The 10,822-nt window shown below is 46.0% G+C and carries 10 protein-coding genes; 1 reads left to right on the top strand and 9 read right to left on the bottom strand.

Translation table 11 applies throughout. The features are described from left to right. The coding region (locus tag HMPREF0670_RS16975; protein ID WP_232213852.1) for a hypothetical protein at window positions 1-228 on the top strand (228 nt) is incomplete at its 5' end. Window positions 229-285: 57 nt separating this feature from the next. Here the strand turns inward: HMPREF0670_RS16975 and HMPREF0670_RS03850 are convergent. From HMPREF0670_RS03850 to HMPREF0670_RS03810, 9 genes are all read right to left on the bottom strand, one after another. Further along, window positions 286-1,350, bottom strand: a complete 1,065-nt coding sequence (locus tag HMPREF0670_RS03850) for a substrate-binding domain-containing protein (RefSeq protein ID WP_009229860.1) — start codon at window positions 1,348-1,350, stop codon at window positions 286-288. 1,709 nt (window positions 1,351-3,059) lie between these two features. Beyond that, a complete protein-coding gene (rplT, locus tag HMPREF0670_RS03845) occupies window positions 3,060-3,404 on the bottom strand; it encodes a 50S ribosomal protein L20 (protein ID WP_009229859.1) in 345 nt (114 codons plus the stop codon). Window positions 3,405-3,439: 35 nt separating this feature from the next. Continuing rightward, window positions 3,440-3,637 (bottom strand): 50S ribosomal protein L35, encoded by a 198-nt coding sequence (gene rpmI, locus HMPREF0670_RS03840; protein ID WP_009229858.1) that lies wholly within the window; start codon window positions 3,635-3,637, stop codon window positions 3,440-3,442. A gap of 103 nt (window positions 3,638-3,740) precedes the next feature. Next, complete coding sequence (gene infC, locus HMPREF0670_RS03835) at window positions 3,741-4,412, bottom strand: translation initiation factor IF-3 (protein WP_009229857.1); 672 nt, start codon at window positions 4,410-4,412, stop codon at window positions 3,741-3,743. Window positions 4,413-4,691: 279 nt separating this feature from the next. Further along, the gene (thrS, locus tag HMPREF0670_RS03830; RefSeq protein WP_009229856.1) at window positions 4,692-6,656 is read right to left on the bottom strand and encodes a threonine--tRNA ligase; all 1,965 of its coding nucleotides are present in this window, start codon (window positions 6,654-6,656) and stop codon (window positions 4,692-4,694) included. Window positions 6,657-6,781: 125 nt separating this feature from the next. After that, window positions 6,782-8,347 (bottom strand): peptide chain release factor 3, encoded by a 1,566-nt coding sequence (locus tag HMPREF0670_RS03825; protein ID WP_009229855.1) that lies wholly within the window; start codon window positions 8,345-8,347, stop codon window positions 6,782-6,784. Between the two features lie 109 nt (window positions 8,348-8,456). Continuing rightward, entirely contained in the window at window positions 8,457-9,305 is an 849-nt protein-coding gene (gene rfbD, locus HMPREF0670_RS03820) for a dTDP-4-dehydrorhamnose reductase (RefSeq protein ID WP_009229854.1), read from the bottom strand. A 17-nt stretch (window positions 9,306-9,322) separates the two neighbouring features. Next, complete coding sequence (locus HMPREF0670_RS03815; RefSeq protein WP_009229853.1) at window positions 9,323-9,871, bottom strand: DUF4924 family protein; 549 nt, start codon at window positions 9,869-9,871, stop codon at window positions 9,323-9,325. 82 nt (window positions 9,872-9,953) lie between these two features. Continuing rightward, the gene (locus tag HMPREF0670_RS03810; protein ID WP_009229852.1) at window positions 9,954-10,622 is read right to left on the bottom strand and encodes a LysE family translocator; all 669 of its coding nucleotides are present in this window, start codon (window positions 10,620-10,622) and stop codon (window positions 9,954-9,956) included. Between the last annotated feature and the right edge of the window lie 200 nt (window positions 10,623-10,822).

The raw sequence follows: 10,822 nt of genomic DNA, 5'->3' as shown, positions 1-10,822 counted from the left end.
GGCTTAACGAAAACGTTGGTGTGCAACGGCTTGGTGCATAGGGGGCGTTTCGCTGGGGTGGGGAAGAGCGGCTTTTCTAGTCCTCCACCTCTTTGTTTGCCCCGTGTTGTTATCAGTGTTGTGCTCGTTTGCAACGCCGTGTTGCTTGGGTTTGCAGGCAATGCCGTTGCTTGTTGCGCCTTTCTCTGTTTTAGCGCATCTTCCTTTCGATGTGCTTTCGTGCTGTAGCATGGCCGAGCTTTTATGGTTGTGGCCCAATTCGAATGCGTTTGTCGGTCTACGGCCTTAGAGTTGCGTTCGGCGATAAAAGTCTACGTTCTCTTTTGTGAGCAGTTCAATGGGCATGTAGTTAATGGGGTCGACCTCCATTTTAAGTACGATGGCCTGGAACAGTGTTTCAACGCAGGCATAGCCCTGCATGTAGGCGTGTTGGGCAATGAGAAACGAGATGCTGCCTTGCCTAAGGCACTCCGCATTCTTGCCCACCATGTCGTAACCCATTATCTGCACGTTGCGCCTATTGGTTTGAAGTAGGAACTTGCCTACGATATGTGCCTTCGAATTGAAGGTGATGCAATGGTGCACTTGTGGATTTTGGGCGAAGAAATCTTCCAATATGTCGGCGTATTCGTGCTTACCCGTTTCCAAAGGCAAGTTCACGTCGGTGATTTTTATTTGTGGAAAATGGTCGTTCATGTACGTTCTGAACCCAGTTTCGCGGTTTTCTTGCTGCTTACTTACCACTTTTCCGTCTTTGGTTTGTTTCACAATCGCTATTTCGCTTTCGTTGTAAGCAACCATCATGAGCATTTTTGCAGCGAAATATCCACTAGCCAGTGAGTCTTGGCCATAGAATGAGAGCGGTTGAAGGTCGGGCATGTACGAGTCGAGCATCACGAATGGGATGTTGCGTTCGTGCAGTTTGTCTGTGAATGGGCGCGTAATTTCTAGTTGGGCAGGCACAACAATTACGCCGTCGGGATTGAGTGAGAGGCAATGGTTAACTTGGCTTACGAAGGTTTCGGCGTTGAAACGGTCGTAGTACATCACCTCAACGTTGATGTGGAAGTCGCGTCTTACCTCGGCTGCTTTCATTGCTCCCTCTTCAATCTCTTCCCAATAGGCCTCCGATTCGTGCTGTGGAACGAGGAGATAAAACGTGTACGACTTGTTATAGGCTAAGGCACTGGCATACATGTTGGGTTGGTAGTTAATCTGGGCCAACACCTTCTCAACCTTTTCTCTTGCTATTTTCGAAATGTTTGGACGGCCATGAAGTACCCTGTCTACTGTTCCAACTGACACGCCGGCCATCTTTGCTATATCCTTAATCCTTATTTTGCTGCTCATGTGTTATGCTGTAATCCAAGGCAAAAATACAAAATATCCTGCTAATAGTCAACTGCGTAAGCGATTTTTCGCTGTCAATGCCTAGAAGAGTGCGCGTAATGGATAATTATTTGGAAAATATGAACGATTATAACGCCAATTGTTCTTTGTATGGCATCTCTCAATCTTTTTGAGCAGGCTCTAAAAACAGCATCCCCTGTATTTTTTAGGTGCTGTTTATGCAGATTTATCTTATTCTTTGGTGGTGCATAGACTGCAAGTTGAAAACAGACTGTCCAATGGCAGATTACTTCTGCGTTACATGATGTGGTCTCTGTTGACCGTGAGCAGCATGTACTGCAACCGCTCGCGCTGGTGGCCGTAAGCGTACGTGCTTTCCGTACCGTTGCCCATGTGCGTGTACATTGCATAATGGTTTTTGTCTGGTTTTCGGTAATGATTTTAACACTATGAATGCCCTATTTGGTCACCAACCGCTCAGCTTGTCGCAAAAAATCGATTCTCGTGAGGGTTTGTTTTCATGCAAAACGAGGTTGGTTGTAGATGTTGTTAAAATGAATTTTTATTTAAAATAGCCGTCATTTACCCCATTTTTGGGGCTAATTGTTGCTAATTGCAGTACAATATGTCGCAAAATGCAGTGCGTTTTGGTGCAAAACGCAGTGTAATATGGTGCAAAACGCAGTGCAATATGGTGCAAAACGCAGTGCGTTTTGATGCTAAATACAGGGTAAAATGGTGCTAAATGCAGTGCAAAATGGTGCTGAATGCAAGACGAAAAGCATAAATATACGCCGCAATGGTATAAATTAAACCTTTATGAACCATTAAAAATATGGCCGAAAAGGGCAAAATGGTCGTTAAAACGTGGGATTTTAGGGGTAAGAAGGTAGTTGTTGGGCTTGAAAAATTACGAGCTGGCAACCAAACTAGAAGGGCTAAATGGTGCAAAATGCAGGTTTTTTCGTAAAAGCAGACAGGTTAGAAGGCGTGAAAAGCAAGAAACAGTAGTAGTTTACCTGCTTTTTAAACTTTATTCTCGCTAGAATGGAGTGAAATTTCGAGCAGCGTTGTAAAATAAAAACAATAAATTAAGTTTTGAGTTGGTGGGTTTTTGAGTTGGCGGATTAATGAGTTTACAGGTGGACGAGTTGATAAGTTGGCGAGTAGGGAGTTTAAAGTTTGTGAGTTTCCGAGTTAACAGGTTGAGGAGTTAACAGGTTGGGGAGTTAACAGGTTGGGGAGTTAACAGGTAGGGAAGTTGACAAGTTTACAAGTTGATAAATTGATGGGGTGATAGGTTGATAGGTTGAAGAGTTGACGAATTGGGAGTTAACGAGTTGACAATAAGACAAGTTTTTGAGAGAGACAGGGCAACAAGTTAATGGGCGCAATTATCTTCACCTTTTATCTTTTCACCCTTTCACCTTTAAACCATCTTTTCACCCTTTCACCTTTGAAAGCCATCTTTTCACCTTTTCACCCTTTCACCTTTGAAAGCCATCTTTTCACCTTTTCACCTTTTCACCCTTTCACCTTTGAAAGCCATCTTTTCACCTTTTCACCTTTTCACCCTTTCACCTTTGAAAGCCATCTTTTCACCTTTTCACCCTTTCACCCTTTCACCTTTAAACCATCTTTTCACCCTTTGCAACAAAAAAAGAGGACACATATAGATGCGTCCTCTTTCTTATGGTTGTGAATTTGTTTTATTTCACCTTGTCTACAATAGCCTTGAAAGCTTGGGGGTTGTTAACTGCGAGGTCGGCAAGCACCTTACGGTTGATTTCGATACCGGCCTTATGCAATGCTCCCATAAGGGTAGAGTAGGTCATGTTCTCCAAGCGAGCGGCAGCGTTGATACGCTGAATCCACAATGCACGGAACGTACGCTTTTTGTTGCGACGGTCGCGATAAGCGTAGGTAAGACCCTTTTCCCAGGTGTTTTTGGCTACAGTCCAAACATTCTTTCTGGCACCATAGTAACCCTTTGTAAGCTTTAAAATTCTAGTTCTTCTTGCTTTAGAAGCAACATGATTGACTGATCTTGGCATACTTTCTTCTTAACTTAAAAATGTTTGACTAATGTTTAACGCAAGCAAAGCAAGTCGCGAACCTGCTTCATGTCTGCACGATCAACGAGAGTTGAGTGAACCAAGTTTCTCTTTTGCTTCTTTGTCTTCTTAGTCAAGATGTGACTGTGGTAAGCATGTTTCCTTTTAACCTTACCCGTACCGGTGAAACGAAATCTCTTCTTTGCGCCGGAATTTGTCTTTACTTTTGGCATTTTTTTGTTGTTTATTTGTTATTTATATATGGTGGCAACGCATATACCCGGCGTTACGCACCTCTTCTTTTTGTCTTTTGTGTGGGCTTTGTTTTGCGCTTGTTTATTCTGCTTGTAGCTTTTTAAGCACGTCTTCGCCGTTTTTGGCGTTAGCAAATAGTCCGTTGTCAGTGCTGTTGGTTTCTGTTTCAGCGTTTTTGCTTTCGTTCTCACGCTTTTCTCTATCCATCTTTTGCTGACTTTTCTTCACTACGCCTGTTTTCTTGGGAGCGATGTAAAGGAACATCTTCTTGCCTTCGAGTGCGGGCATCTGCTCTACTTTGCCGTATTCTTCCAAGTCGTTGGCAAAACGTAGAAGCAAGACTTCGCCTTGCTCTTTGAAGAGAATGGAACGTCCACGGAAGAAAACGTAAGCCCTAACCTTGTTGCCGGCATCCAAAAATTCCTTGGCATGTTTGAGCTTGAAGTTGTAGTCGTGCTCATCGGTTTGCGGTCCAAACCTGATTTCTTTCACTTCTACCTTCACTTGCTTGGCTTTCATTTCCTTTGCGTGCTTCTTTTGCTGATAAAGGAATTTGGAATAGTCGATGATGCGACAAACGGGAGGTTGTGCGTTGGGTGATATTTCCACCAAGTCCACTCCTTGGCTGCGTGCCATGTCGAGTGCTTGACGTGTGGGCATAACAGTGGAACCGCCTTCGTTTACGATGCGTACTTCCTTCGCGCGTATCTGCTCGTTTACGCGATACTGGTTCTTTATTCTTTCATTCTTCATTCAACAATATTATGATAAGCGGCTGCAAAAGTACGATTTTTCGCGCAACAAGCAAAATAATTCATTGATTATTTTACAGATACGTGTTCTTTTTCCTTCCTTGTTAAAGTACTTTCACACTATGGATGTGGTGAAAGGGGGAAGTGTTGGAATATAAAAACCGACTTATGGACGTAACATTCGCAGGTCTGTTGCGAAGTGTAGACCATAAGTCGGCTGTTTAGTTAGCGCGTTTACAAGCTTACAAGTTGACTAGTTAACACGTTGTCGTGCACACGTTTAGTCGTTAGGATGGATGTCGGTAGCAGCTAATTGGGTGGCAACTTCGTCGTTGATGCGTTTAGCAAACTCTTCCATCGACATGGTAGCTTGCTCTCCACCGCCTTGCTTTCTCATCGAAACAAGTCCTTCGGCAGCCTCTTTTTCGCCGACAACAACCATGTAAGGCACGCGCTTAATTTCGTTATCGCGTATCTTACGGCCGATTTTCTCGTTGCGAACGTCGAGCGTTGCACGAACGCCAACGCTGTCAAAGTACTTAGCCACACGCTGTGCGTAGTCGTTGTACTTCTCAGAGATGGGCAGAATGGCCACTTGGTCGGGGATGAGCCACAAGGGGAAGTGGCCTGCGGTGTGTTCAATAAGAACAGCCGTGAAACGTTCCATCGAACCGAAAGGTGCGCGGTGAACCATTACGGGCGTTTTCTTTGTGTTGTCTTCGGCCGTGTATTCCAACTTAAAGCGTTCGGGCAGGTTGTAGTCTACTTGTATTGTACCCAGTTGCCAGCGACGTCCGATAGCGTCCTTTATCATGAAGTCGAGTTTAGGGCCATAGAAAGCCGCTTCGCCATAAGCAATCTTTGCATCGAGACCTTTTTCTTTGCAAGCGTCGATAATGGCCTGTTCGCTTTCTTCCCAAACTTCGTCAGAACCAATATACTTCGTGGTGTTCTTCGGGTCGCGCAAACTTATTTGCGCCTCAAAGTCGTCGAAATGGAAGATTTTGAATACGGCCTGGATGATGTCCATCACGCGCAGGAACTCGTTCTTAACTTGTTCGGGGCGGCAGAAGATGTGGGCATCGTCTTGTGTAAACGAGCGAACGCGGGTAAGTCCGTGCAACTCGCCACTCTTTTCGTAACGGTAAACCGTGCCGAACTCTGCGATACGCAGGGGCAGGTCTTTATACGAGCGGGGTTTCCATGCAAATACCTCACAGTGGTGTGGGCAGTTCATGGGTTTAAGCATGTACTCTTCGTCTTCTTCGGGCGTATGTATGGGCTGGAACGAGTCTTTGCCATAGTGCGCATAGTGCCCCGAAGTTACATAGAGGTTCTTACTGCCGATATGTGGGGTAATTACTTCTTGATAACCAAAGCGTTTCTGTATTTTACGCAACATGTTCTGTAAGCGCAGGCGGAGTTCTGTTCCTTTCGGCAACCAGATGGGTAAGCCTTTGCCCACGCGTTCGGAGAACATGAAGAGTTCCATTTCTTTTCCAATCTTGCGGTGGTCGCGTTTCTTGGCCTCTTCAAGCATAACAAGATACTCGTCAAGCATCTTTTTCTTGGGGAACGTGATGCCGTAGATACGCGTTAGCTGGTCTTTCTGAGCGTCGCCACGCCAAAATGCGCCGGCCACACTCGTGAGCTTGATGGCCTTAATGGGGCCAGTGGACATGAGGTGTGGGCCACGACAGAGGTCGGTAAACGCTCCTTGTGAGTAAGTAGAGATAGTTCCGTCTTCCAAATCGAGGTCAATATGTTCGCACTTATATTCCTGCCCGTCTTCCTTAAATTCTTTCAGCGCATCGGATTTCGACACCTCGCGGCGCACGATAGCCTCGTCTCTCTTGGCAAATTCGCGCATCTTCTCTTCTATTTTAGGGAAGTCGTTCTCGCTGATGGGCGTTCCGTCTTTGGTCATTACGTCATAGAAGAAACCGTTCTCTACGGCAGGACCAAAGCCGAACTGAATGCCAGGGTAGAGTGCTTGCAGGGCTTCGGCCAGCAGGTGAGCCGACGAATGCCAAAACGTGTGTTTCCCTTCCTCGTCGTCCCACTTGTAAAGCGCAATCGTTGCGTCTTCGTTTATGGGACGGTTAAGCTCGGTAGTTTTGCCGTTTACGCCAATCGACAGCACGTCGCGCGCTAAGGCTGGCGAGATGCTCTTTGCTATTTCCAAGCCGGTAATGCCTTTTTCGTACTCGCGGATGGAGCCATCCGGAAATGTTATCTTTATCATATACCTTTTAATTTGTTGTCGTTTTGATTGCAAAAATACGATTTTCTTTTTACATCAAGCATAGATTTTTGCAAAATATACCACGCCTTGGGCATGGCAAGGGCTTACTTGTGGCGTGATAACGCCTAAAATTCGCTTGTGAAATGGAACTTGATATGTTCGAAATCTTGCTGCGCCATGCTCAACACATAGCCCGAATCGGCCAAGAATACGTCGCGCCCTTCGCGGTCTTTGGCCATATATTGGTACTTGCGTTTTTTGAAATTCTCCAGTTCTTTGGGGTCGTCAGACTCTATCCAACAGGCTTTGTGCAGGTGAACGGGTTCCCAACGGCATTTGGCATTGTACTCATTTTGAAGTCGATACTGGATGACTTCGAATTGAAGTTGACCAACTGTGCCGATGATTTTGCGCCCATTGAATTGGTTGACGAAGAGTTGTGCCACGCCTTCGTCCATCAATTGTTCGATACCCTTGTTCAATTGCTTGGCCTTCATGGGGTCGTCGTTCTCGATATACTTGAACATCTCTGGCGAGAACGATGGCAAGCCGCGGAAGTGTAGCAACTCTCCTTCGGTTAATGTGTCGCCAATCTTAAATATTCCGTTATCGGGTAAGCCGATAATGTCGCCAGGATAGGCTTCGTCGATGGTGCTTTTGCGTTGCGCCATGAACTGTGTTGGACTGCTGAAACGCAGCGTTTTGTCGAGCCGAACGTGTCGATAGGGCTGGTTTCGCACAAATTTACCACTGCATATCTTGCAGAATGCGATGCACGAGCGGTGGTTGGGGTCGATATTTGCCGTTATTTTGAAGATGAAACCCGTGAATTTCGGCTCTGTGGGCTGCACTTCGCGCTCTTCGGCCATAGTGGGTTTGGGGCTTGGAGCAATCTGCACAAAGCAATTGAGCAGCTCTTGAACACCAAAGTTGTTGAGTGCGCTGCCAAAGAACACAGGGGCGACATGCCCTGCACGATAGGTTTCCACGTCAAATTCGGGGTAAACGCCGTCTACCAGCTCCAAATCATCGCGAAGTTTCTGCGCATCTTGTTCACCAATATGTTCGTTTAGTTCGTCGCTATTTACGTCTACCTCCACCTTTTCGGTAACGCGTTGCTTGTCGGGCGTGAACAATTGCAATTGGTTTTCGAAGATATTGAACACCCCTTTGAAACGTTCGCCTTGGTTGATGGGCCACGAAAGAGGCCTAACCTTTATTTGCAGTTCCTCTTCCAACTCGTCAAGCAGGTCGAAAGGGTCGCGTCCTTCGCGGTCCATCTTATTGATAAAGATAATCACGGGAGTGTTGCGCATTCGGCAAACCTCCATTAGCTTGCGCGTTTGCGTTTCTACACCTTTGGCCGAATCCACAACAATGATGGCCGAATCTACCGCTGTAAGTGTGCGATAAGTGTCTTCGGCGAAGTCTTGGTGTCCGGGTGTGTCCAGGATATTCACCTTATAGCCTTCGTAATCGAACTCCATCACCGAGGTAGAAACCGATATGCCACGTTGTTTCTCGATGTCCATCCAGTCGGATGTGGCCGTCTTTCTTATCTTATTGCTCTTTACAGCTCCTGCCACCTGTATCTGTCCGCCGAACAACAAGAACTTCTCAGTGAGTGTTGTCTTACCTGCGTCGGGGTGAGAGATGATGGCAAAGGTTCGTCTTCTTTCTATTTCAGTCATTATTTACAGTGTTCTTATTCAAAGTTGACAAGTTAACGGGTTAACGAGTTGGCAGAGCCGTTATTCAGTTGACAGCCCCGTTATTTTGTTAACCGTGTTAATTTCGGGATTAAAGTTTGGCAATACACTTGGCCAACGACTCCTCCCAATGGGGTATTTCGATGCCGTAAGCGTCCTTAATCTTCGTTTTGTCGAGTACGCTATATGCGGGGCGACAGGCTGGGGTAGGGTATTCTGCGGTGTGCAAGGGAGATACTTGGCAAGTATTTATCCCTGCTAGGCGATGTATGCTCTTGGTAAAGTCGTACCAACTTGTTACGCCCTCGTTAGAAAAGTGGTAAACGCCAGGCTTAATGCCTTTGTCTATGGCCGTCATTATCGCCGTAGCAAGGTCGTGAGCGTAGGTTGGCGTACCCACTTGGTCGAAGATAACGCCTAGTTGTTCGCGTTCTCTTCCTAGGCGAATCATTGTTTTCACAAAGTTGTTTCCAAACTCGCTGTACAGCCAAGCCGTTCTTATAATCATGGCGTTTGGGCAGAGTTTACTTACGGCCTGTTCGCCTTCCAACTTCGTTTGTCCATAAATGCTATTAGGGCAAGGCTCGTCTGTTTCCACGTATGGCGTGTGTTTAGTGCCGTTGAAAACGTAGTCGGTAGACACCTGTACCATCCATCCGCCGCGTTTGGCTACGGCCTCTGCTAAGAAAGCAGGGGCGTCGGCGTTCAGTTTTCGCGCCAGCTGCGGGTCGCTTTCGGCCTTGTCTACGGCCGTATAGGCAGCGCAGTTCACGATGCCGTCAATCTCGTTCGCCTCAACAAAGCGTTCGATGGCGGCCTTGTCGGTGATGTCTAACTCGTTAACGTCGGTATTAAACCACGTGTGTTGTGCATATTGCGCTTGCAGTAGCTGTATTTCGTTTCCTAGTTGGCCGTTGCAACCTGTAATCAAAATGTTCATTTATACAGTGATTATGTTTATTCGTCTTCAAAAACCAGTCCTTCTCGCTTGTCTTTCTGATAATAATCAGCGAGCATCCCCACAAAGGTGGTAATTTCTTTGATGGCAGTCATGGTGTCGGGGGTAATCTCCTTTTGCTTCAATCTCAGCAACATCACGCCGTAAAGCGCATCAAGGCATGTTTCAATCTCGTTCACTTGCTTGTCGCCCTTGTTGCGTAGTTCAACGATGAAGGGCAGCACCTTATAATATGCCGTATTGTAAAAGGGAAACTTGGTGCTTTGCATCAGTTGGTTGTGCAGGTCCATCAGGTCCTTAACGATGATGGCGTTAATTTGCAGATGTCCCCGTTCGCGTTTCCCTTCTTGGTTCATCATGCGCACAAGGTTGCCGTACCAGTCGAGCATTTCTTCTTTTTGTTCGGGGGTATAGTCAAACTTGTCTATGTATTCGTGCCTGATACGTTGCAACGAACAGCCGTATGCGCGTATAAGGTCTTCTATTTGCCACATATATAATATGTATTCGGCAATGCTTTTTTCTCTTAGTTGTTTGGCGATGTACATTTATTGATGTTTGCTAGGGATGAATAGGCCACTCCTTATTATATAAGTAGGGGCATAAACGGCTACGGGCGGGTGGTACGCGTCAGTATTCGAAAGTGTAGAGATTGAATATCGTGCCGATGAGGAATATCACCGAAAAAATGATAACCACGCTGCCGATAATCTTGTTGATGAGTACAATTCCGCCTTTATCGAACTTTCCACGCACTTTGTCGATAAGCCAAGTAAGCCCGAACCACCATATCAGCGCGCCCAAAACAATGCCTGTATATCCGCCAATCATCAGCCACGACCTGTTGGGAACAACAAAGGCAAACTGCGCGAAGGTGGCCATGAAGAGGAAAATGATAAGTGGATTAGAGAAAGTAACGAGAAAAGCGGTTATGCCATTGTGTATCAATGTGCCCTTGCCCTTACCGCTGTAATGCACTTTCTTGGTGGGATTAGACTTGAAACAGTAAATCCCAAACAACATCAGCAACACACTTCCCGATATTTTAAGGGCGAAAAGCGTGCGCGGAGCGGTGATGAGATCCATGATGAAACTCATACCATAGCCAGTAACCAAGGCGTAAATCATATCGCTTACCGCCGCACCAATGCCTGTGATAAAGCCATACCATCTGCCTTTGTTCAGGGTTCGCTGAACGCAAAGCACCCCCACAGGCCCCATCGGGGCAGAGGCAATAAGACCAATAAGTATTCCCTTGAATACAATGTCTACAATATCTATATGAAAAGGTAAGGGCATAACGGATGCAAAATTGCAAAAAATATGCGAATTGAGCAAATTTTCAACTTATAAGTTTGTGTTATTCCATATTTTTCATAACTTTGTCAACGCTTAATTTAAGGCTAAATACAAGGTACAGACCAAAAGATGGCGCAACATGGCCATCGTAAAGGACAAGCCTTTAAGCCTATCATCGACGAAAGCAAACAATTATTACT

This window comes from Prevotella sp. oral taxon 317 str. F0108, assembly GCF_000162415.1.
In the GTDB taxonomy this organism is placed as follows: domain Bacteria; phylum Bacteroidota; class Bacteroidia; order Bacteroidales; family Bacteroidaceae; genus Prevotella; species Prevotella conceptionensis.
Note: the sequence above shows the minus strand (reverse complement) of the source record. Positions and strands in the feature narration are given on the sequence as shown.

Bases quoted from the DNA above. Each gene is read 5' to 3' on its own strand.
- HMPREF0670_RS03825 (WP_009229855.1), bottom strand. From the start codon at position 8,347: ATGACTGAAATAGAAAGAAGACGAACCTTTGCCATCATCTCTCACCCC.
- infC (WP_009229857.1), bottom strand. From the start codon at position 4,412: ATGAAGAATGAAAGAATAAAGAACCAGTATCGCGTAAACGAGCAGATA.
- rplT (WP_009229859.1), bottom strand. From the start codon at position 3,404: ATGCCAAGATCAGTCAATCATGTTGCTTCTAAAGCAAGAAGAACTAGA.
- thrS (WP_009229856.1), bottom strand. From the start codon at position 6,656: ATGATAAAGATAACATTTCCGGATGGCTCCATCCGCGAGTACGAAAAA.
- HMPREF0670_RS03810 (WP_009229852.1), bottom strand. From the start codon at position 10,622: ATGCCCTTACCTTTTCATATAGATATTGTAGACATTGTATTCAAGGGA.
- HMPREF0670_RS03815 (WP_009229853.1), bottom strand. From the start codon at position 9,871: ATGTACATCGCCAAACAACTAAGAGAAAAAAGCATTGCCGAATACATA.
- HMPREF0670_RS03850 (WP_009229860.1), bottom strand. From the start codon at position 1,350: ATGAGCAGCAAAATAAGGATTAAGGATATAGCAAAGATGGCCGGCGTG.
- rpmI (WP_009229858.1), bottom strand. From the start codon at position 3,637: ATGCCAAAAGTAAAGACAAATTCCGGCGCAAAGAAGAGATTTCGTTTC.
- rfbD (WP_009229854.1), bottom strand. From the start codon at position 9,305: ATGAACATTTTGATTACAGGTTGCAACGGCCAACTAGGAAACGAAATA.